Here is a 23110-nt window from a genome sequence, read left to right on the forward strand (position 1 = left end):
ACATTGGAGCGCAGCGAACCGCGAGGGGGATCGAAGATGCCATGCTGCAAATAAGCGACCAATTCTTTTCAAACGCATATGTTCCGCCCGGCCAGAGGGTTCGCGCAAAAACCATGGGGTATCTGCCTCAATCCGCAATTGGGTGAAATGTTCCCGCCTGTTCGGGAACAAAGCGGCTATGAGACGGTTTTTCAATCATTCCGCCATCTGGCCGGGCCTGACCGGCATCCTGCGGCATATCCATATCCGGCGCGCCTGATCGCCTGTAGCGGTTCGTGGACAGGCAGATCGCACAACAAAAGTGAGTTTCGACTATGCAACCCTCCCCGCGCGTTTCGGTTATCTTGCCGACATTCAACCGCCACACCTACCTTGCCGAGGCGATCACCTCTGTTCTGGCCCAAAGGGCGCCGCCGCTGGATATTGTGGTGGTCGATGACGGCTCGACCGACAGCACCCCCGATATCTGCGCACAATTTGCGCATGACATCACCTATGTCCGGCAAGAAAATGCGGGCAAGCTGGCCGCCATCGCCACGGGCCTTGACCGAACCAGTGGCGACCTTGTCTGGATCATGGATGACGACGACATTGCCGCCCCCGACGCGCTGCAAAACCTTGTCGCGCCCTTTATGCAGAACCCCGAACTGGTGCTCAGCTACGGGCGGATGACCAGATTTGACGATGACAACCCGCAAGCGCCCGATCAACTGGTAGAATACCCCGACGACCCGCGCCCTTTCCTTGTGCGGATGATGGAAGATTGCTTTGTCACCGGCCACCCCTGTGTGCTGGTGCGCCGCGATGCGTTGCAGGGGCTGCGCCCCTTTGACCGTGCGGTTATCGCATCTGTGGATTATTATCTGCATCTGGGTGTCGCGCAAAAGGGACCGACCGCTTTTGTTGATACTGTGGTATTGCGACAGCGGCAGCATAGCGGGTTGCGCGGCCCCAAACGCAGCCGCTATGGCGAGGCGGATCGCAACGCCAAATGGGTGCTGCATGACGCCTATTTGCTGAAAAAGATGCTGGCAGACCTGCCGCTGGACGCGTATCTCAGCGCGCCGCCTTGGACTGCAGGCCAGCCGCTTGCACCCGCCGCGCAGCGCAGGGCGCTGATCCAGAAAGCAGTCATCGCGGGGCGCAAGAAACTGTGGCCAGACGCGACAGCGGCGTTGCACATGGCCATGCAGATGCTGCCGGACACGCCCCTAAGTGCCGATGAATTGCGCGTGCTGTCAGGCATGCTGGGCTGTCGCTACGGCATAAACGAAGTGTATGAGATGCCGGAAATCCTGACCGGATTACACAGCGCCTGCGCCATACGGCAGGATCAAAGCACGGTCCTGACAGCACTTTCGCGGCCACTGCTGCACGAGATCAAGATTGCGCGGCGCGAACACGACCTGTCGCGGGCGGCGCGCACGGTCAGATGCTGGTCGCAACTGATGGATATCCGCGCGACATGGGTTGCGCTGCAATCCGCCCTTGGGCGCAATTTCACACGGGCTGCGGCAAAGATGCGCCTGAGTTAGGCGCGGCGCGTCACCGGACAGAGCGCCATTCCTTCAGCGCTTCATAGCGCCCGCGACCCAGAACAGAGCGCGCCAGCCGCTTCAGCGCACCCCCCCCTTGCCGCAGCGAAAAGGCACTGGGAAGGCTGGCCAGAACCGCCGCCGCCGAAGGCTCGATCAGCCTGTGCGTTTCAAGGCATAAAACCGGCTTGCCCGAAAGCTGCGCTATCATCCGCGCCTGCGCATGGCCGCTTCCAATAAACAGCTCGAACGGCCTTTTGCGATAATGCTCTGCCTTGAATCTCTCACACGCCGCTGGCTGCGCCTGCGCGGGGGTGCTGGTCATATCCAGCATGATGAGTTCGTTATATTTCACGCCAATCGCCGCCAGCCATGCTTCTGTCTGCGCGCGATACTTCTCCAGACGACTGGTCACCAAGGCCCCGACAGGGCGGGTTGGCGCATATAGCGGGCGGGCCTCGGTCAGGAATTGCAGATAGGCGGCGGCGTCTTCATTCTCATGCTCGGCGGGGTCGTGACACAGCACACCGTCAATATCCAGACAGGCGCGTTCCAAGGTGACATGATGCATGAAATTCCATTGGAACACACGCGGCTGGGGAACCACCTCTAACACTATATCCGTCTGTGGATGGTCCCGCGCGGTGCCGTAGACCGCCGCAAAGATCACCTCATCCCCAAGCGCTGCTGCCTGAACCCGCTGGCGCACGGTTTGCATCGCGCTGCCGGTGCTGATGCTGTCATCAAGGATCAGAACCTTGCGCGGCCCCGCCCCCACAGTGCGCAGACTGTGGGTTTTGGTTGTGCCTGCCGAATAGACGCGCCCTTCAAGGTAACTGTCCAGATCGGCCATGCGCACATTGGCGATCAGGGCGAACAGATTGGCCGCAAGCAAGCCGCTGCGCGGAACCCCGACAACCAGGTCCAGATCGCGCGGCAGGCGATACATGTTATTCACAATCGCCGCGTTCATGTCAGTGATAGACCGATAATGCATGTGGTATCTCTTGCTATGCCCGAAGCGAGGCGTTGAACGGCGTGGTTGCGCATGCACAGGCGCTGAAATTGCGGCAGTGCTCATTAGGCGAAACTTTGCCTATCGTCTTTTGTTCCCGGATTTTTGAAAGCGCGCCTGCGGCCCCCTGCCATGCCACGGCCTTAGCTGTCGGGTTTGTCAGGCCCGCCCGACAGGACGCGCCGCGCTTGCGCGCGGGTCTGCACGATGTCGGGCGGCACCTCGGCCCCTGTTTCGGCGCGGCGCACGATCAACCAGTCGGTTGCCGCCAGAAATGCGCGGGCCTCATCGCGCAACGCGGCGCGCTGCGCGGCAATGCGCGCGGCATCCAGATCGGCAGGGGTTGTGATGCTTAGTTTCATGCGGCACCCCCACCCAGCGGTTTGCGGATTGCGGGTATTTCCACCACCCCCAGGGCCTTTGCGATCACCCAAGGGTGCGGGGGCTGGTCATCCGCCGCAGTCTGGCCCAGCACCACACGAACAGTGCAGCGCAGCACCCCGTTTTCGCGCGTGATCGGCCCCAGAAACGGGCTGTCATCTGCGCGCCCCTCTCCGCCTTCGGGGACGGGGGACAGGTCATATTCGGTGCCGTCGATGGTCAGAATATCGCCTGCGACATGCAATGTCGTCTCGGGCTGGTGTGGGAGCCCCATTGTCGGGGAAAGTGTCAGATGCATATCAATTCCTCCTTAAAACCATCGGCCAATGCGCAGTTTAGCGCCATCAATGCTGGTCACTGTGCCCACGAAAACAGCTGGGTCTGTGACAATCGGATTATTGTCATTGGTGCAAATCTGCGTGCCATCCGCAAAGCGGACAAACGCACCATTGGCATTGCTGCCGCGCTGCAGGATCGCGCCTGTCGGCACGCCCCCTGTTTGCGACACAGTGCCCAGAATGTTCTGCGTGTGAAACAGCTCTGCCCAGTCCGACCATGCCAGCGTGCCGCTGGCTGTGCCGTAATTGCGGATGAATGCCCGCAACGCAGCGTCGCCGATCGCGAATTGCGTGGCGCGTGCCCCGCTTAACCGCGCCTGTGTCAGCAAACTATGCGCCCCCACAGGCCCGCTTGTCGCGTTCAGCGGAAACAGCATGCTGCCATAGCGCAGATCATCCAGATCCGCGACAGTTTGGCCGCTATCACTGCCCAAACCGAAATCGCCCACTTTCGTGACCCGCCCTGCGGTGGTGTCAAGGCTGGACTGCGTGACCGCAGTGCCCGACAAGACCCCCGCGACCGCAGCGCCTTGGGGCAGGGTGACATGGCCTGTGCTGCCATCGGCCACAAGGGCTTCAAGAAAGCTGGCCCCATCGGGGCTGACCTTGATCGAGAAATCGTCATTGCCGGCCGTGCCCATCTCGGCGCGCCCGGACCAGCCGGTCTGGAACAGCAGGCTGGCCGTGTCGGGGGCGGCGTTTTTGTTGATCTTCAACTGATGGCCCGCGCCCTGATGGGTCAGCAAACTGGACTGTCCGGCCACGGCCAGCGGGTTGTTGGCATCATAACTTGTGCCGATGCCGATGCCTTGCAGGTTTTGCAATGCGCCGGGTTCGGGCACCACCCATGACTGTCCGTCAAAGACCCGCATTTGCGCCGCATGGGTCGCGCACCATCCTGAGGCAGGGGGCACGAAAAGCCACGCACCGCCCACGCGTGCGGCCAGTTTACCACCCTGACCGGCCCAATCCCCTTGGGGCGCAAGGCCCAAGGCCCAGACCTGCCCATCGATTGCAGCAACAGGCGGGGCAATAGCGTCAAACCCCTCAAGCACCAACTGGACCAGCAGGTCCAGCCGCTCTAACGCCTCGTTATGGGTGACGTGTTTCTGCGCCTGAGCGGGTTGCAGAAAGGGCAAGGACAACCTTGCAGAAAGTTCGGACATGGGCGACCTCGGCATGATCTTGAAGTTCAGCAAGCCGCCAGATTAAGGACATTCCCCTAAATCGCGCTGAACCAAGCGTATGCCGCGTTTACCTTGTGTTAGTGTTCTGCATCTGAAAATAGGGTCCGCCAATCGGTGACGAAGATCGGCAAGGCGGGAATTTTCAGCTGTTCGCGCGGAACAAAGGGCCACAGGCCCGCCGCGCCTCAAAGGGCCGCACCCACGGCCCGACGCTGCGCGGCTTTGGGCAAATTTCCAATGTCCCCCAAGCCCCTGTTACAGCCATTGGCACTCTGGCCGTGCTCAGGGCAAGGCCAGTTCCACCCCTGCGCGCAATCCGGCTGCGTTGCGCCCATAGACGCGCGCCTCGGCGAAGCCGCGCGCGGGCAGGTGCGGCAGGTGGTAGCGGGCCTGAACCGCGCCGTAGGGTTGCAACTGGCGGTGGCGGCTGTCGATGATGATGGGGGCCGCCCGCACCTGCAAACGGCTGTCCGTGCCGCGCAATCCGCCGCCCGCGCCCAGTTCCAGAACGCCGGGAAACGGGTGGCCAAGCTGCCTGAACACCATGCTGTCCACCTCGATAAAGCGGTTGCGGGCGTCAAGGGTCACGGCTTCATCATACACCAGTTGAGCCGACCCGAAAGGCACCCGCAGCCGACCGGCAGGCACCACATAGCGCGTGCGCCCCTGCCCCAGCCGCAAGCTGCTGTCCAGATGCCAGCCTTGCGCCAAAGCATGGCGCATTTCCAGCATCACGGCCCCCTCTTGCCCCCTGATTTCGCGGTAATCAATATCTGCGCGGGCCTTGCCCCTGCGGCTGCCTGTGGTGCCATTGCCCGCACTGCCCCCCGACTCCGCCCCAGAGGCCGAAGGGGGGCCAAGAAAATCTGCCACCGCCCGATCCAGTGCCGCAGGCCCATAAGCCAGATCAGCCTGTGCATACCGCAGCGCCAGCTTGGGGGCAGGGCCAGCAGCGCATCCGGCCAGCCCGCAAAGCCCCACGGCCAAGATAGCCTTGCGAACCAGAGTGATCGGGCCACTCAACCTGTGCGGAAATAACACCACGCGTATTTTACCTTGATCTGAACCAATTTTTTACGTCATAGTTAAGGAAATTTTAACAATTCAATTCGCCCCAGACCGACAAACGGGGATACATTGCGCAATAAAGGATCATTTAACGTATGACCACAGTAACTTTGAACCCCGAATTCGAGTCATTGCTGGCAGGACTGGACGAAACACGGCTTCCGGATTTTTCACTGGACCATTTCAACCTTCTTGAAAATTTCTGGATCGATGAGGATGATGTGGTCGGCGATATCATCCTGACCTCGACAGGTGTAAGCGCGCAGGTGGCAAGCCGTGACCCGTCGGACCCTACCCTTTACACGTTCAAGATCAGCGGCACCGGCATAACCCCTTCCAGCACGCTGGATCAACTGGGCGCCGCCATTGAAAACGGCACCGCGAATGGTACGATCACCCAGATCAGCATCGATTATGGCAGCCTGCGTATTGCGCAGCTGGACATAGCCCCCCAAAGCCTGACGCTAAGCAGCGGCAACCAGAGTCTGGAGCTGACAGGCGGCTTTCCTGTCACGCTGTCGAACCTTATCAATCTTGTGGACATTCTGGATGGCGAGGCCGAAGGGTCACTGGATGATTATGGCTTCACCGGATTTAGCCTGCGCGACGGGTCCACGGTTCTGGCCAGCCTGCAAACCGGCGAGGATTTCACACTGAACCTTGACGGTTTCACGCTGGCCATGACAGGTGTGGATGTCTCGGTTGAGGAAATTTTTAATTTCATCAACCCCGGTCGCGGGCAGATCGTGCCCGAAATCACCTTGTTCAATTCCAGTGGCAATGTGGTGGCGGGAACACCTTTCAGCTTCTCAAATGACTCCCCCAATTTCATCCGGATAGCGTATGAGAACCTGCCACAGGGCACCTATTATGCGCAGGTCAGGGCAAGTGACCAGCAGGTGGTCGATTGGCAGACCCAGACCGGACTCTACGAGCTTTACAGCAGTTGGTGGGGAAGCACCCCGGGTGTCGGTCAATGGACATCCGAAAATATGGGCGATGCGCCCGCCAATGCGACCACACCTTATGTCCTGAATTCGGGCGCAAATTTCTTTGGTGCCGTGGACAGCGTGGGCGATGCGGACTGGATCAGGATCGAGTTTCCCGAGTGGAATTCGACCTATACAACATCGGATGACGACACGGGCGAGCAGTTAACCTTCAACAGCCCGCTTGTGCTGCAAGCCTTTGGCACCGGCCAACTGGAACCGCAGCTGCGCGATTTTCAGGGGTTCAGCTTTGACAGCCTGACAATTACCACACCCGATGGCACCGAAATCCTGTCGGCCACCGATGTGGCAAGTTTCCGCGACTTTATTGACGCGCTGGACGAGGTTCTGGATTCCCTGTTCCTGCCCAATATCGGCGGGCTGGGGCTGGCCTTTGCCACAGGCGACCCGCATCTGCTGACGCATGACGGGCTGGGTTATGATTTCCACGCCGCTGGCGAATATGTGCTGATGCGCGCCACCAATGGCCAGAGTTTTGAATTGCAGTCGCGCATGTCGCCCGCAGGCGAGAATGTCACCGCCAATGTCGCCGCCGCGCTGCGCGTGGGCGATGATACGATCATGATCGCACCGGGGGCGACCCCGCTTCTGGTCAATGGGGAAGCTGTGACGCTGGCCAATAACGCAACGCATCTTCTTGGCGCAAACGCGATCATGCGGGAGGGCAACAGCTACAAGATATATGTAGTCGATCCCAACGAAACACAAGGCCTTGTTCAGGTCGATATCATTGGCAGCCGCGTTGATATTGGGGTGGGCCTGTCAAACTACTGGCAGAACAATGTCGAAGGGTTGCTGGGCAATTTCAGCGGCTCGATCCGCGATGACCTGCAACTGGCCGACGGCACGCGCGTAACCTTCCCGCTGTCCTTTGGCGATGATCCAGAGGCGGGAACTGTCGGGATTTATGGCCGGTTCCGCGATGACTGGCGCGTGACAGACGAAAGCACCCTGTTCACCTATGCGGCGGGCGAGGGGCCAGACAGCTTCTACCTGCCCGACTACCCCACACAGATGATCACGCTGGACGATTTCTCAACCGAAGAGCAAGCAGCGGCAGAAGCGATTGCTGCGGCAGCCGGCCTGACCCCCGGCACATTCGCGTTTAACAATGCGGTCTTGGACCTGCTGATCACCCAAGACGAAAGCTTTGTCGAAAGTGCTGTGAATTCCAACACCGCCATTAACAATGTTGACCCCACGGGTAGCGGCATCCATGTTCCACAAGTCGCGGGCGGCGGAATTACAGACAGTCTTCTAAGCCTGTCGGGCAACGTGAAAGACCTTTCAGGCCAAGGGCTTTCGGATACGACAGTCACCTTCCGCCCTGCGGGCACATCCGTCGATCTGACGCGCATGACGCGCGATGGCGAGAGCTTCAATTTTGAACTGTCCCAAAATGCTTCGGGCCGGTTGGATGCCAGCCGCGACTGGCAGGAAGGCGACCCCAGCATTACCGCGCTGGATGCGCTGGATGTCTTGCGCATGGCCGTTGGTTTGGACCCGTCATTTGGTCCGGCCAAGGCGCAGAATTTCATCGCAGCCGATATCAATGGTGACGGTGCAGTTACCGCGCTGGATGCGCTGGAAGTGCTGCGTGCGGCAGTTGGCATCGACTCGGCAGCGGCGCCGCGATGGGTGTTCTTCGATGCCGCAACCGACTGGGATGCAATGGCGCTGTCACGGCAAGACACCTCGGTTGAAACAGGGGTTGAGATTGCCAACTTCTCGGCAAGCTCTGGCGGGTTTGATATGGTGGGCATTTTGCTGGGCAATATGGAAAGCGTCTAAGCCTGTCTGGCACGCCTTGGCGCACAGCCACGCTGTGGGCCAAGGCAGGGTGCCGCAGGGATGCGTTCCAACTTTGCCGCCCGTCACCGCAATGCAACACCACCAGAGAGGACTGAATGAGCTGGCTTTTGGCATTGGTCTTGGGCGGGGGAACCGGGTGGCTGGTCACACGGCTGTCGCGCACCGCGCGCGATCCGCTGTCTGGCATTGTGCTGGGCGTGATCGGCGCGGCCGCAGGCAGCTATCTGGTGACACTGCTGGGCCTGCGCATCACTGTGCGGCTGGACCAACTTGTTGCAGGCATTGTGGGTGCGCTTATCCTTGTGCTGGCTTTGCGCCGCTAGCCCCTTGCGGGATATGTGACACAGTAAATTTGTGAAATTCCATTTTAAATAAGGCCATTTTCCCATGCTTAGCGCCCCTGAACAGTTTTTCCTTGAACAGCTGAACCGCGCGCGGTTGAACCCTGCGGGAGAGGCAGAGCGCTTTGGCATCGGGCTGAATGACCCTGACCCCACCAAGGACACAGGCCAGCCCCCTGCGCACCCCATCGCAGGCGGGGTGCGCCAGCCTTTGGCGGGGAATGAGCACCTCTCCAGCGCGGCAGGTGTGCATTCGCAGGCCTATCTGGATGGTCAGGTCCAGATGAGCGGCCCCAATGCAGGACATCACTGGCTGGACGGCACCACCCCCGCCGACCGCGCCGAAGATGCGGGCTATGGGTCGCGCAATGTGGGCGAAAACCTTGCCTTCGGGGCCACAACCGCTGCGTTTTCGGCAGAGCAGGCCGTGCTGCAAGGGCCAGCAGGAAACGGGCATCACAAAAGCCTGTTCTATTCCATCACCCACCGCCCCAACCTGCTGAATGGCGACTACAAGGAAGCGGGCATCGCGCAAGTGTTTGCAGATGACCACATCTCGGGCGGGATTACGTTCAATGCCTCGGTCATTACCAACAAATTCGGCACCGATCAGGCCGCCGACCGCTTTTTGACAGGCGCGGCATATGACGACGATGACGGCGATGGTTTCTATTCGCTGGGCGAGGGGCGGGGCGGCGTGACGATCACCGCGCCGGGCACCAGCACCATAACGGCAGGCGCAGGCGGCTATGCGCTGAACCTTGGCGCACAGGCAAACCCGGTCGAGGTTGCGATCAACTGGCAGGGCCAAAGCTTGCGCGCCGCAGTGGACATCAGCGCCAGCAATGTGAAACTCGACATCGTGGGGGGCAGCCGGATTCTGGCCTCTGGCAACCTGACGCTACTGGACGGGGTGGCAGAGGGTGGCTTGCTGGGCGCGGGTGATCTGGCGCTTACGGGCAACGCGCTGGACAATCTGTTGCTGGTCGGGCGCGGCAATAACGTGATCGATGGTGCAGGCGGGGTGAATACCGCGCAATTCACAGGTGCTTTTGCCGATTATGCCATAACTGTGGCCAATGGAACGATCACCGTCAGCGACCAGCGCGGCAGCGCCTTGGGCGATGGGGTGAATACACTGCAAAACATCGGTTTTCTGCAATTTGCAGATGGCATCTATACTGCGAACGGGGCGCTGGCTGCAACAGTGGCGCAGGGCCAGATCACGCTGGACGCCCCCGCCATAGGGGCCTTCATGTCTGCGCAGGACCAAAGGCAAGACCTTGTGGTGACAGGCAGCACACAAGACCTGCCAAATGGCACACAAATCATGGTGACCCTGAACAACAAGGCCTATGAAACCCGAACCGAGTCGGGGCAATGGTCTGTTGTCATCCCCGCTGGCAGGCAGACGCAAAGCGGCTATGTCGCGGGCGATCTGGACCTGCTGACCAATAGCACAGAGTACCAGATCACGGCCCAGGCCCTGTCCCCCGCAGGCGCTATTGTGGCTGAATTCGGGTTTTTCACAATCTTCACACCGCCCGCGCTTGGGGATTTCACCGCCTACCCCTTTGGCAGTGCGCTTGGGACACAAGACCTTATGGAAGGGGTCAGCGCCGCAGGCACAGCCACGGCAACCGGCGGCACCCTTACCCTGACACTGAACGGGATTGACCACCACAGTGCCATCACCCCGACGGGCCTTTGGACTGTGCTGTTTCCCGGCAGCACCTTGGCAACCCTGACAGATGGACAAGACTATCCTCTTGCCCTGTCCATCATCGATCAGGCCGGAAATCGGGTTTCCGGCAGTTTTTCCCCCTTCACTGCAAATCTGAATTTCTTGCCCCCCGCGCTGGGCTTTGATCTGCCCTTTGACGGCCCCCTGACACCCGCCATCCGCGATGCAGAACTGGTGGTGTCCGGCAGCGCCACAAATGTGCCTGATGATGTTGCAGTCACGGTGCAGTTGAACGGACAAACCTATTCCGCGCCCGTGCAAGGCGGGCAATGGCAGGCCAAGATACCGGCACAGGATCTGGCCACCCTGCCCGATGGCGCAACCTTCGCGCTGCGTGCCGAAGTGGCCGTATCCGGCCAGACAGCCAGCACCGGGGCCAGTTTCCAGACCCAATTCACCAGCGCCGACCCCGCACCAGACAGCTTTCAACTAGACCTGATCTTGCAAAACCCTGACGACACCCCCTTGCCGCAAGGGACACAGGCCCGCATCACGCTGGCAGGGTCGGATGAGGCGCTTGGCCCGGACATGGTCGATGCGAACGGCGCGGTCCAGTTCACCCTGCCGCAGGGCGCAGAAGGGGCGTTGCATGTCACGCGCGCCTACCAGAGCGGCACAGACGAAAGCATTACCGCCCTCGATGCGCTGGATGTGTTGCGCATCGCTGTGGGGCTGAACCCGTCATTCGGCCCTGCCAGCGCGCAGAATTTCATCGCGGCAGATATCAATGGCGATAATGCGGTGACAGCGCTGGATGCGCTGGAAGTGCTGCGCGCAGCGGTCGGGCTACCTTCGGAACACGCGCCAAGATGGGTGTTTTTCGACGCCGAGACAGATTTTTCCGCCATGCAGCTTGATCGCACCAACAGCTTTGCCGAGGCCGGGGTCGAGCTTGCCACCTTAACCACAGGTCAGCCCCTTGCCATGACAGGCATCTTGCTGGGCAATATGGAGCTGGTGGCCTGACGCCTGCCCCGCACCCAACCCACAGCATTTGATGAAAATCTGCGGCAAAGGACGCGGTTTTGCCGCATTCCTGCCCTGCCCCCCGACGCGCTCTGCCTTCAGGCTTGGCCTTGGGTGAGTATGAAGGTGGGTTACGATGCGACTGCATGGGCAGGGTCGCGTCCAGACAGGTATCGAGATGTTCGATACCTCTCTGGGGGCCATGACAATCTGGCAAGACGCGTCCGGCGGGCCGCTTTTGCTGGCCAATTCCGGGCGGCAGGGTGGCATGTCTGCGTGGCGCATCACCCCCACTGGCAATCTGGTGCTGCAAGGCACCATCGGGTTTAACGCAGCCGCGCTGAATGCCGCGCGTGACCACCTTGTTCTGGCCGAGTTTCAGGGCGAGATGGTGGCCTTTTTCGGGCTAGGGCCTACGGATTTCTGGGGCCATGTGATCCGCCCTGACGGCACATTCGGCGCGCGCAGGCTGGTCGGGTTTGATCGGGCCACACAGGAAATCGCGGCTGGCGATGCCGATTTTCTGCGGCTTTGGGCGCTGATGCAAGACACCCCTCCCGCAGGCTTTGCCCCCAGCCCCGTATGGGTTGGCACGCGCGGCATCGCCCATGCGCAGGATGGGGCGCTGCTGCTGGTCAGCCCGCTTGAAGATGCGCTGCATGTTCTGCCCGAAACCGGACAGGCGCAACTGGCAGGCGGCAATATGGGGCTGGCCGCGCCCATAGGGCTGGCGGCTTTCCCCGATGCAGGCTTTGGCGCGCGCGTGGTGGTTGCGGGCGCAGAAGGGTCTTCGCTGTCGGTGCTGCGCAAGGGCGCGCAGGGTTATGAGGCGCTAGACCATGTCATGGATTCAGGCAGCACGGCATTTCATAGGGTGCAGGCCATCAGCGGCGCACAGGTGCCAACCCCGCGCGGCACCTTGGAGCTTGTTCTTGCAGGCGGGGCCGATCATGGGGTCAGCCTGTTTGCCCTGACACGAGAAGGGTGGCTGATCTGGCTGGACAGCTATTTCGACACGCCGCAAACAGGGCTTTACAACCTTGCCACGTTGCACAGCGTGGTTGTGGGGAACCAGCTGGTCATCACCGCCACATCGGGGCGCGATCCGGGCATCAGCGTGTTGACGCTGCCCTTGGCGGGCTTGGGCGGGCTGGTCGAAAACGGGCAGGGTGGGGCCACAGATGACATTATCCTTGCCAAGGCCGGGGTCACGCAGCTTACAGGCGGCGGCGGGGCGAATATCTTTGCAATCCGCCCGCAAGACGGCGCGATCACCATCACCGATTTTGCAGCGGGGCTGGACCGGCTTGACCTGTCGGCATGGCCCATGCTGCGCGATATCAGCCAGCTGCATATCACCCCCCAAAGCGGGGGGGCACGCATTGCCTATCGGGGGTATGAGGTGAGTGTGAACTCCCGCTCTGGCCAGCCGCTGGGCGTTGACGATATTTTTCCGCAAGGGCTGGTGGGGCCAGATCGGGTTATGGTGCTAAGCCTGCTGGATATTTTCGGCACCGCAACACCCCCGCCCCCGCCAGAGCCGGAACCGGCACCTCCACCGCCCGCACCGCCACCCGCACCCCCAACGCCACCACCCGCGCCACCAGCGCCGCCGCAACAGGACATAACCGACCCCATGCCCACAGGCGCGGGCTTTGTAAGCCTGCGCAATGCGCGCGGCATAGCGCTGGCCGATGCTGTCGTGTCCTTCACGCTAGAGGCAGGGGGCGAACGCTACGCGCCTGTCAATAGTGCAGGCATGGCCCCCCTGCCGGAGCTTCGGATAACCCGGATCGATGCAAACCGGCCCTGGTCCCCCGCTGCGGGCGACCCCGCGATTACCGCACTCGATGCGCTGGATGTGTTGCGTCTGGCCGTGGGCCTGTCGCCGTCTTTCGGGCCTGCCAGCGCCCAGAGTTTCATCGCCGCCGATATCAACCGCGATGGACAGGTCACCGCATTGGATGCGTTGGAAGTGCTGCGCGCCGCTGTCGGCCTGTCCAGCGCCTCTGCCCCGCATTGGGTGTTTCTGGACAGCACCCAAGACCTAAGCCAGATCAGCGCAAGACATGTCAGCTACCAAACGGGCATCCTGACCCCGAATTACGCGGCCGATAGCGATCTGGAGATGACAGGCATTCTTTTGGGCCATATGGGCCTGCCAACCTGACGAAAGGTCGGGTCGTGCGGGTCAGTGGCTTGTATCGGTGGGCTTGGGGGCCTGTGCGCTGACCCAGTCTGTAAGCTGTGGCGCTTCGTCCTGTGCGCTGGCCAAAGCATCGAAAAACCCCGACAATTCCGCATCGGCGGGCTTGGCCAACGATGGCGTGGCCGCAGGGGTCTGCGCCATGCGGGCAAACTGGTCTTCGGCATGCGCCAACAGGCCCAGATGGTGCCGCCCCACAACTGCCGCATATAACAGGCCCAGCGCATCGGCGCGGTGCAGATCGGCCAGCGCAACACGCCCCAGCGCGCCCAGCGCCGCACGGTCCACCGCCAGCAACCCGTCAGCGGGCAGGGCCATGCCTTCGGGCGGGGTGAAGGGGGTCAGCAGCCCCGCGCGCGAAATCGCGGCCATGGCCGCCCGCGTCTGCCCTTCGGCCCGCACGCGTTTCTGAAAGAAATCAACAACCTGCGTCAGTTCCGGGGCCAAGGTGCCCTCTGGCGTGAAAAACGGGGGGTCGTCGGGGTTATCTGTGACCAGCCCGCTTGTTTCATCGACCAGCAGCGCGAACTGGCCCCCCTCGGTGGGGCGGGCATGGAACGGGTGAACCCGCAGGATCGAGGGCACATAAGACCCCCGCCAAGCCCCGTTTCCCGCCACAAGTGCTGTCTGCGCGCCCAGCCGTGTCAGCGCCACGGGCCAAGGGCCAGCGGCACTGGGGCTGAACAGGATCGGCAGGCAGGCGGCCACCTGTTCATGTTCCCCCAGCACAATCGGCACCACCGGATGCGCCTGCACAAAAGCATAGGACGAAAAGCGCCGCCAATGCCGCGCCCCGTGCTGGTCATGGCTGACAGGGGTGTGGGTTTGCATTGCGCATATCCGTCTAGAGTGGCGTGGGCATGGAAAAAGGGGGCAGACATACGCTGCCCCCTTTCATTTTGATCAGATCAAACTTCGGACAGAATGGCCACGAGTGGCGCGGACGGAACCGGATCGAAATTAATGAAATTCGCAGCCCCGAATTCGGCCCGCTGTTCCTCGCCCATGCCTTCAAAGAGGGCCAGCACCTCGATATCATCCAGATCAGGAAAGCTGCCGTCCGAATTCACGACAATCCGCACCAATTCGGAATCTGCATCATCGCCCACGATGATATAGACAATGTCATCTGCCCCAAGCCCCAGACTATCAAGCGCGGCGATACCGTCTTCGTCTGTGTCGAGCGAGGTTTTGAACACGATCAACCCTGTATTGGCACCGGCAGCATCCCCGGCATCCAGCAGTTCAAATTGTGTCCCATCGCCGCGCAGGGTGCCGTTTTCCAAATCGGCAATTGCAATCCGGTCGGCAAGCGCGCCGCTGGTGCTAAAGCCGATAATGGTATCTTCACCATTCGCTGCAAAGTTAGGTTCGAAGATGATCGTGTTCACACCGGGTGCCGAGACGTCGATTGTATCATCCCCGCCGAGACCACGGATGACAGTGTCGATATTGGCGGCAGTGATAGTGTCATCGCCGTTGGTACCAAAATAGTGAACAATGGCGCCAAAGGTTTCTGAATATCTTTCTCCAGTTCCACCAGACTCGGTCATATCTGTCGAAATGATCAGATTTTCATCCCCAATGCGTCCCAATGAGATTTCTACGATACCTTCAGATTGCTGAGAAAAACCCATCCGCAAAACCGGAGTTGTGGCAGTATTATTAAATCCCTCTACTGAAAGACCGTTGAACGAGAATTGTCCAGTAGTCCCAGAGTTGGCAACTCCGTCAAACGCTGTGATGTTGAAGAAGTTAAGCGCTTGCGCCGCTTGGTCAAAAAACACTGGCGTACTGAACTGTGATAAATCCGGTTGTAGAATGTTTGCGTCAAACTCTACACCCACTGAAATTATGCGAAAAATATCTCCCTCAATCCGCTGTGGGTCTACAAACAGATTGAAAAGCAATTCCCCACCTGTTCCAACGCCTGCATCCAAAACAAACCCGAGTGACGCTTCATACCCCAACACGCTGCCTGTATCATTCACCGACCGGCCAGAAGCATTGGTCACCACGGCCTTTACGTCCAGCACCTGACCCCCCGAAAGGTTCGTCACTTGCACTGTAGTGTTCCAAGTGCCATCTGCCCCGACTTGGGCGGTGCCCAGCTCTGTGTCGGTGCTGTCCAGAATACGGACCGTCTGACCAGCCTGCACCCCGCGCGTGCTGCCTGATACATCTAGGGAATTTCCGTCCGACAGGATCAGCGCGCCATCTTCGCCCAACGCATCCAGCGTGATCCGGGGTGGAATATTGGTGCTGACGCCGATTTCGTCACTGGCAATGGCCGGATAGGCGCTGCCAGATACAGAGGCGGTTACCGTGTAATCGCTTTGATCGACCGCGTTCTGAACAGATGCGGCAGGGACAGCGACCGACCATTCGCCCGCCGCATCTACCACAGCGGAAATCGTGAGCCCATCGGGGTCTTCTGCGCTGGTCAGGGTTATCCGGACTTGCGCGCCCTCTGCCACGCCTGTTGTCGTGCCCGAGAAAGTTGCGCCATTCTCAAATGCCTCTAGCCCGACGATTGTACCATCAAGCGGGGTTTGTATCGTGACACTTGCCGCTGCCAGACCCAGTGTCTGTTGCGGGGCAGAGTTGCCTGCGCGGTCTGTGGCATTGGCAAGAATAGTGGCATCCGCGCCTGCTGCCACTGGTGGCAGGTCAAGCGCAGGGATGGTCAGCGACCAAGTGCCCCCTGCGGCATCTGCGGTGAAGGATTGTCCCGCAACCTGTAGCTGGACCTGTTCCACATCTGTATCGGTGGTGCCAGACAGCACCAAGGCGTTGCTGGCATTGACTGAACTTGTCAGGGTAAGGCCGGGCGGTGTTGTATCCAATTCCACTGTTACAAGGGGTGCGGTGATGGGCGTGCCTTCGATCGTGGTTGTCGCCGTAATCGGAAGAACGCCATCCGCAAGCGTGCCGACATTATCAAAACGCACCGTCCATGCGTTGTTTTCATCTGCGGTGATGGTTTGGGTCAGCGCGGTTTCGCCTGTGCCCAGCGTTACAGTCACCGGCGCGCCTGCCAGCGCCACACCGGACACGTCAAAAGGATTGCCCACGGTGGTTGCGTTGATGAAACCGCCGCTTTCGGGTGATGTGATAACCAGCGCAGGGACCGAAAAATCGGTGGTGCTTGACGTGGCGGCACTGTCTGCATTGCCTGCCACATCCGAGACGGTGGCGCTGATTGCAATCTCGGCTTCGTCGTCAAGCGCTTTGATCACATCCGCCAATATGTCAACGGACCAGCTGCCATCTTCCTCGACCTCGGTCTTATACTCCACACCATTGAAGGAAAGCGTCACCTCGCGCCCTGCTTCCACATCTGTTGTGGTGCCGGTGACGGTTACGCCGGTAAATGTGTTCAATGTCTCGATCACAACAGGGTTTATTGTAATCTCGGCACTGAAATCTGTGGCAAGCGTGGTTGTGGCCGGTTCTGCCGGATTGCCTGCTTTGTCCGAAACAGCGGCGGTGATGTCATAGCTCTCGCCATCGTCAAGGTCCAACGCGGCCAGATCCGCAGCAGGGATGGTCAGCGACCACGCTTCACCCTCGACAATGGCGGTGAATGTCTGGTCGTTGAAAGTGACGGTCACTTCCTGCCCGTCTTCGGCACCTTTGGCTGTGCCTTCGATTGTCAGGTCTGCGCCCGACTCGGCCTTGTTCAGAACATCATCGCCAGCGATTGGCGTATCGATGGTGATTTCAGGCGGGATTGTGTCGATGATAACAGAGGCAGACCCCGATGCGACAACTTCTGTGACTTCTTCAAAAACAGGCTCTGCATCTTCATCCTCGTTTTCTACCTCTACAAGGCTGGTGCGTTTCACCTGAAAGCGGAGGGTTTGATTGCCTTGCACATCGGTAAGGTCCAGATCGTCGGGGAAGATGATGTTGCCATTCGCATCAATGGTAACTTCAACTTCCGGGCCATCATCACCGAATTTGATGAAAACCTGATCGCCCTCTTGCAGCGTAGGGAAAGAGCCGAAGATGCTTGTTGCCGTAACCGGCGACGCGTTCGTGAAGGCGCTTGCGTTGAACACAGGCAATTCCGGCGCGCTGTCGGAGGATGAGGAACCGCCCGCCGCCGCTGCGGCCAGCCCAAGCCCCGCCACTGCCGCCGCAGCGCCCGCGCCACCAAAGCCCGCACCGGCACCGGCACCTGCGGCACCGGATGCCGCACCGGATGCGACCAGTTCTGCCACCAGCTCTGCTGCGGCGGTGCTGATCAACAATGTCCCGTCAGCGGCCACCTGCACAGCCGATGCCGCCACCTGCACCTGCTGGCCATTGGCCAGTGTAAGTTGCGCGCTGCCATCGGCATTCAGCGCGACCGAGCGGACGCCTGCAATATCCAGCGCGTTGACCATGCCCATGGCAGTCTGCGCCTGTGCCAGCAAAGGCAGGGTCAGAACTGAAGCGCCAAGCCCGGACGCAATGCGGCGTTGATTTCTGGAAATCCACTTCTGGATGTATGCGCGCTTCTCCGCAGGGGACATGTCGTTGCGCAAATCAATGGTCAAATCCGGGTTGTGCTCGTTCATAAGAACCCTCTTTCTGTGATGTGAATTTTTTAAAAAACTTTGTTCGTTCCGGCGCACATTTACACAGTGCAGGCTTCAATTAAAGTACTGTTCGCGCGGTTCTTCTGTTTTTTTGGCGGGCCGTGGCATGAAGGCTATCACCTTTTCGCACGGGCAAGGGGCCTGACTTGCCACAGGGCCTGCCTGCCCATGCGCCACCCTTGTGGTTGATCTATGGGCACATAGCGCATGGCCAGCAGCAGGGCGCGGTTATCGGCAACTCTCTGCCTTGTGTTGCGCGCGTGAGCAAATCGTATCTTCCGCTTTGCTGCAAATGCGATATCTACAGCGTATGAGTATCACACGCCGTTCCCTGTTATTGTCCTTGCCAGCGCTAGCGCTGGTTACCCCCGCTTTTGCCCAAGCGATCCCGCTGTCCGAGATATCGCGGTATTTTAACAGCTTCTCGACCGCGCAGGGCGAATTCACCCAGATCAACCCCGATGGCAGCCTTGCGACAGGCCGTATCTTTATCCGGCGGCCGGGCCGTGTGCGGTTTGAATATGACCCGCCAGAGCAGTCGCTTGTCATGGCGGGCGGTGGTCAGGTTGCGGTGTTTGACGGGCGGTCCAATCAGGGGCCGAACCAATACCCGCTGCGCCAAACCCCGCTGAACCTGATACTGGAACAGAATGTGGATTTCGAAAACCGGCGCATGGTTGTGGGCCACACTCAGGATGGTGACACCACCAGCATTGTCGCCCAGGACCCCGAAAACCCGCAATACGGGTCAATCCGGCTGGTCTTCTCGGCCAACCCGACAGAGCTGCGTCAATGGGTGATCCGCGATGACACGGGTGCAGAGACGAATGTGATCTTGGGCAACATGCAGTTTGGCGGCACATTATCCGCGCGCCTGTTCAACATTTCTGCCGAAGCAGAAGCGCGCCGCCGGTAAGGTCAGGGCGCAAGCGCATCGGGATGCGCGCGCCTGACGGCATCCAGCGCCAGCATGGCGCGTTCAATCGCGGTAATGCGCGGGAAATGTGCCAGATCAACCCCCCAGCGCCGCGCATTATAGATTTGCGGCAGCAGGCAGATATCGGCCAGCGTGACGGCATTTCCATGGCAGAACTGTCCGGTCTGCGGATGGTCCAGCAGCGCATCAACCGCCGCCAGCCCCGGCCCGATATGGTCTTGCATCCAGCGTTCCAGCGTATGCGCCCCGCCTGATGCAGCAACCGCATTCTGCGCCACGCGCATGTTGCAGACCGGCTGAATCTCCATCGCAATGGCCATAGACAGGGCACGCACACGCGCGCGCGCCACTGCGGACTGCGGCAACCAACCGGCGGCAAATTCCTCGTTCAGGTATTCCAGTATTGCCAGCGATTGCGTCAGCATATGTCCGTCAATTTCCAGCGTCGGAACCATGCCTTGCGGGTTGCGCGCCAAATTCTGCGGGCTGCCCTGTTCCTGTGCGGTCAGGTCAAGCGGCACACGGTCATAGGGCAGCCCCAACAGGTTCAGCCCGATCCGCACGCGGTAAGACGAAGACGACTGCCAATAGTCATAAAGCCGGATCATGCCGCCCCCAATTCCATACCCCTTTGGCACGAGTAGCTTGACATAGTTGCAAATGCAACCAATAAGAGGGGGCCAGATATTCATTGAACAAGGGGGCTGCCATGACACGCCATGAACTGCCACAAGGAATGGTGCGCGCGCCATCGCTGACTGGTCCTAATGACGGGTATATGCCCGGCTTCGGCAATGACTTTGAAACCGAAGCCCTGCCCGGTGCGCTGCCCCAAGGCATGAACAGCCCCCAGAAATGCGCATATGGTCTATATGGCGAGCAACTCTCTGGCACCGCCTTTACCGCGCCCAGCCACCAGAATGAACGCACATGGTGCTACCGCATCCGCCCCTCGGTCAAGCATTCGGGGCGCTATGCGAAACTTGACCTGCCCTATTGGAAATCCGCGCCCTGCATCGACCCCGATGTGATCAGCCTTGGCCAGTACCGTTGGGACCCTGTACCGCATGGCGACCAGCCCCTAAGCTGGCTGACAGGGATGCGCACCATGACCACCGCAGGCGATGTGAACACCCAAGTGGGCATGGCAACCCATATCTATCTGGTGACGCAATCCATGGTGGATGAGTATTTCTATTCCGCCGACAGCGAGATGCTGATTGTCCCGCAAGAAGGCCGCCTACGCTTTTGCACCGAACTGGGCGTGATCGATCTGGAACCGAAGGAAATCGCCATCATACCGCGCGGGCTGGTCTACCGCGTCGAGGTGCTGGACGGGCCGTGCCGCGGCTTTGTCTGCGAGAATTACGGCCAGAAATTTGAATTGCCGGGCCGTGGGCCGATTGGCGCCAATTGCATGGCCAACCGGCGCGATTTCAAAACCCCCGTGGCCGCCTTTGAAGACCGCGAAACCCCGTCCACCCTGACCATCAAATGGTGTGGCCAGTTCCATAGCTGCGAAATCGGGCATTCGCCGCTGGATGTGGTTGCATGGCACGGCAATTACGCGCCGGTGAAATACGACCTGCGCACCTATTGCCCTGTGGGCGCGATCCTGTTCGACCACCCCGACCCGTCCATCTTCACTGTGCTGACGGCCCCCTCGGGTGTGCCGGGCACTGCAAATATCGATTTCGTTCTGTTCCGCGAACGCTGGATGGTGGCCGAAAACACTTTCCGCCCGCCATGGTATCACAAGAACATCATGTCAGAACTGATGGGCAATATTTACGGCCAGTATGACGCCAAGCCCCAAGGCTTTGTGCCGGGCGGTATGTCGCTGCATAACATGATGCTGCCTCACGGGCCGGATAACAAAGCGTTCGAAGGGGCCTCGAACGCCGATTTGCAGCCCGAGAAGCTGGACAACACAATGTCCTTCATGTTCGAGACGCGCTTTCCACAGCACCTGACGCCATTTGCCGCCAATGAAGCCCCCTTGCAGGATGACTATATCGACTGCTGGGACAGTCTGGAGAAAAAGTTTGACGGCACGCCGGGGGTCAAGTGACCCCGCGCCAGACCGCCCCTTCCTTGCGCGACAGCGCCGCCGCTTCAGGCGGCGGCCTGCACCATCGCATCGATCTTGCCGATATTGATCAGGATCGCTTCGCGCTGGGTCTTCAGCGCCTCCAGCTCGGCCAGTTTGAACGCACCGGCCGCGATTTCGGCTTCGCGCAGCGTGTCGTCATAGACTTCAAGCAGGCGCTTTTCGCCATCACGCAGGCCGGGCAGCAGGCTTTCTTCATCTGCCGTAATCATGAACCGCGCATTCAGCACGATCTTGTGCACGACACTCATATAAGACCCGTCCGCATCGGGGCGCGCGCCGCGCTCCAGCAACAGGCCCGCGATGTCATGCGCATGGGTCATATGCCTGCGCTTCAACTCGGCGCACAGGGTGCCAACCTGGTCACGCTTGGCAATTTCGGCGGCATCGTCATAGCCCTTCACGGCGTCCACAACGGTCGTATACAAGGTCGAGAGAGTTTCAACAGGTGTTGGCATCGGCTGTTCCTATCGTGTCTGATGGGTATGTTGGGTAACTGCGCAAGACGGGTTTGGGTTCCGTCACTGCGCGCGATACAGGCGCAACTGGCCGCATCGGCACCCCGGATAAGGAACAGGCAATGCCCTTGACCCGCGCATGGCTTGACAGCGCAAACCAGCCGGATTGCGACTTTCCACTGAACAACCTGCCCTTGGGCGTGTTCACCGCCAAGGGCGCGCGCCGCTGTGGTGTGGCAATCGGCGACCGGATCGTAGACGCCACAGGGCTGGAGGGGGCAGGGCTGCTGCGCCTTGCCGATACGCCCGTGCTGGACCAGCCCGCTTGGAACGCGCTGATGGGCCTTGGGCCAGCGGCATGGGCCAGCCTGCGCGCGCAACTAACCGCGCTGCTGCGCGAAGGCGCGCCGGATCAGCACCGCATCGCCCCCTTTCTGCACCCGATGGCGGGGGCAGAATTGCACATGCCCTTCACTGTTGCGGAATTCACCGATTTCTACGCAAGCCGCCACCACGCCACCAATGTCGGCACCATGTTTCGGGGTGCCGAAAACGCGCTGCCGCCGAACTGGCTGCATATTCCGATTGGCTATAATGGGCGTGCGTCGTCTGTTGTGGTGTCCGGCACCAGCGTGCGCCGCCCTTGGGGGCAGGTGAGAACACCGGATGAACCAGCCCCCCGCTTCGCCCCCTCGGCGCGGTTCGATCTGGAACTGGAACTGGGCGCGATCATAGGCCAACCCTCAAACGGGCCGGTGAGCGTGGCGCAGGCCGATCAGATGATCTTCGGCTATGTGCTGCTGAACGATTGGTCCGCGCGCGATATACAGGCGTGGGAATACCAACCGCTTGGCCCGTTCCAGTCCAAGGCCACCGCCACCAGCATCAGCCCATGGATCATCATGCGCGCCGCACTCGACCCGTTCCGCACCCCCACCCCTGCGCGCGACGTCCCGCTTCTGCCCCATCTCGCCGAACCCGGCCCCCTGCTCTATGACATCGACCTTCAAATCGACCTGACCCCGCAAGGCGGGCAACCCACACAAATCGCGCGCACCAATTACCGCGAGATGTATTATTCCAGCGCGCAGCAACTGGCCCATCACACCACCAGCGGCTGCCCCATGCGCGTGGGCGATCTGTTGGGGTCCGGCACCATATCCGGCCCCACCAAAGACAGTTGCGGCAGCCTGCTGGAACTCAGCTGGGGCGGAAAGACACCGCTGAACATCGGCCCCCTCACCCGCAGCTTTCTGGAAGATGGCGACACCATCACCCTGCGCGGCGCGGCCATTGGCGATGGCTACCGCATAGGGTTTGGCACCTGCGAAGGAACCCTGCTGCCCGCGCTGCCAGACCCTTACGGCAGCTGACATTTTCTTGCGGAAAATACTCCCGCCGGAGGCATCCGCCCTC

Annotated in this window: 17 protein-coding genes; 8 read left to right on the forward strand and 9 right to left on the reverse strand. The window is 60.4% G+C overall.

Annotated features, from left to right (window positions below; translation table 11 throughout):
- The first annotated feature begins 314 nt into the window (after positions 1 to 314).
- Positions 315 to 1535 (forward strand): glycosyltransferase family 2 protein, encoded by a 1221-nt coding sequence (locus BG455_RS00460; protein ID WP_071467986.1) that lies wholly within the window; start codon positions 315 to 317, stop codon positions 1533 to 1535.
- A 10-nt stretch (positions 1536 to 1545) separates the two neighbouring features.
- On the opposite strand, the gene BG455_RS00465 is transcribed toward BG455_RS00460, so the two are convergent.
- The 5 genes from BG455_RS00465 to BG455_RS00485 all read right to left on the reverse strand — a co-directional run bounded on the left by BG455_RS00465 (position 1546) and on the right by BG455_RS00485 (position 5500).
- On the reverse strand, positions 1546 to 2532 hold the full coding sequence (locus BG455_RS00465) for a phosphoribosyltransferase family protein (protein WP_071467987.1): 987 nt from the start codon (positions 2530 to 2532) through the stop codon (positions 1546 to 1548).
- 161 nt (positions 2533 to 2693) lie between these two features.
- Positions 2694 to 2912, reverse strand: coding sequence for a hypothetical protein (locus BG455_RS00470; protein ID WP_071467988.1), 219 nt, complete (start codon positions 2910 to 2912; stop codon positions 2694 to 2696).
- Positions 2909 to 3205 carry a hypothetical protein gene (locus BG455_RS00475; RefSeq protein WP_177190858.1) on the reverse strand — a complete coding sequence of 99 codons (297 nt, stop codon included), beginning with the start codon at positions 3203 to 3205 and terminating at the stop codon, positions 2909 to 2911. The genes BG455_RS00470 and BG455_RS00475 overlap by 4 nt, the downstream gene beginning before the upstream one ends.
- A 36-nt stretch (positions 3206 to 3241) precedes the next feature.
- Entirely contained in the window at positions 3242 to 4435 is a 1194-nt protein-coding gene (locus BG455_RS00480) for a DUF2793 domain-containing protein (protein ID WP_071467990.1), read from the reverse strand.
- Between the two features lie 303 nt (positions 4436 to 4738).
- Positions 4739 to 5500 carry a hypothetical protein gene (locus tag BG455_RS00485; protein ID WP_143079850.1) on the reverse strand — a complete coding sequence of 254 codons (762 nt, stop codon included), beginning with the start codon at positions 5498 to 5500 and terminating at the stop codon, positions 4739 to 4741.
- Between the two features lie 119 nt (positions 5501 to 5619).
- Between BG455_RS00485 and BG455_RS00490 the strand changes: the two genes are divergently transcribed.
- The 4 genes from BG455_RS00490 to BG455_RS00505 all read left to right on the forward strand — a co-directional run bounded on the left by BG455_RS00490 (position 5620) and on the right by BG455_RS00505 (position 13567).
- A complete protein-coding gene (locus BG455_RS00490; protein ID WP_071467992.1) occupies positions 5620 to 8325 on the forward strand; it encodes a VWD domain-containing protein in 2706 nt (901 codons plus the stop codon).
- A gap of 116 nt (positions 8326 to 8441) precedes the next feature.
- Positions 8442 to 8669: a GlsB/YeaQ/YmgE family stress response membrane protein gene (locus tag BG455_RS00495; RefSeq protein ID WP_071467993.1), complete on the forward strand. Its 228-nt coding sequence runs from the start codon at positions 8442 to 8444 to the stop codon at positions 8667 to 8669.
- A 64-nt stretch (positions 8670 to 8733) separates the two neighbouring features.
- Positions 8734 to 11397, forward strand: a complete 2664-nt coding sequence (locus BG455_RS00500) for a dockerin type I domain-containing protein (RefSeq protein ID WP_071467994.1) — start codon at positions 8734 to 8736, stop codon at positions 11395 to 11397.
- Positions 11398 to 11533: 136 nt separating this feature from the next.
- Positions 11534 to 13567, forward strand: a complete 2034-nt coding sequence (locus BG455_RS00505; protein ID WP_111361319.1) for a dockerin type I domain-containing protein — start codon at positions 11534 to 11536, stop codon at positions 13565 to 13567.
- Positions 13568 to 13588: 21 nt separating this feature from the next.
- Here the strand turns inward: BG455_RS00505 and BG455_RS00510 are convergent, their stop codons facing one another.
- Positions 13589 to 14434: a SapC family protein gene (locus BG455_RS00510; protein WP_071467996.1), complete on the reverse strand. Its 846-nt coding sequence runs from the start codon at positions 14432 to 14434 to the stop codon at positions 13589 to 13591.
- A gap of 77 nt (positions 14435 to 14511) precedes the next feature.
- On the reverse strand, positions 14512 to 18168 hold the full coding sequence (locus BG455_RS00515; protein WP_071467997.1) for an Ig-like domain-containing protein: 3657 nt from the start codon (positions 18166 to 18168) through the stop codon (positions 14512 to 14514).
- A gap of 331 nt (positions 18169 to 18499) precedes the next feature.
- Between BG455_RS00515 and BG455_RS00520 the strand changes: the two genes are divergently transcribed.
- Complete coding sequence (locus BG455_RS00520) at positions 18500 to 19105, forward strand: LolA family protein (protein WP_111361317.1); 606 nt, start codon at positions 18500 to 18502, stop codon at positions 19103 to 19105.
- Between the two features lie 2 nt (positions 19106 to 19107).
- Here the strand turns inward: BG455_RS00520 and maiA are convergent, their stop codons facing one another.
- A complete protein-coding gene (gene maiA, locus BG455_RS00525) occupies positions 19108 to 19734 on the reverse strand; it encodes a maleylacetoacetate isomerase (protein ID WP_071467999.1) in 627 nt (208 codons plus the stop codon).
- 101 nt (positions 19735 to 19835) lie between these two features.
- On the opposite strand from maiA, the gene hmgA reads away from it, so the two are divergent.
- Positions 19836 to 21197, forward strand: coding sequence for a homogentisate 1,2-dioxygenase (hmgA, locus tag BG455_RS00530; RefSeq protein ID WP_071468000.1), 1362 nt, complete (start codon positions 19836 to 19838; stop codon positions 21195 to 21197).
- 44 nt (positions 21198 to 21241) lie between these two features.
- On the opposite strand, the gene BG455_RS00535 is transcribed toward hmgA, so the two are convergent.
- Positions 21242 to 21694 carry a DUF2383 domain-containing protein gene (locus BG455_RS00535; protein ID WP_084386055.1) on the reverse strand — a complete coding sequence of 151 codons (453 nt, stop codon included), beginning with the start codon at positions 21692 to 21694 and terminating at the stop codon, positions 21242 to 21244.
- A 122-nt stretch (positions 21695 to 21816) separates the two neighbouring features.
- On the opposite strand from BG455_RS00535, the gene fahA reads away from it, so the two are divergent.
- A complete protein-coding gene (fahA, locus tag BG455_RS00540) occupies positions 21817 to 23067 on the forward strand; it encodes a fumarylacetoacetase (RefSeq protein ID WP_071468191.1) in 1251 nt (416 codons plus the stop codon).
- Positions 23068 to 23110 lie beyond the last annotated feature (43 nt).

This window comes from Roseinatronobacter thiooxidans (assembly GCF_001870675.1).
GTDB classification, from domain to species: Bacteria; Pseudomonadota; Alphaproteobacteria; order Rhodobacterales; family Rhodobacteraceae; genus Roseinatronobacter; species Roseinatronobacter thiooxidans.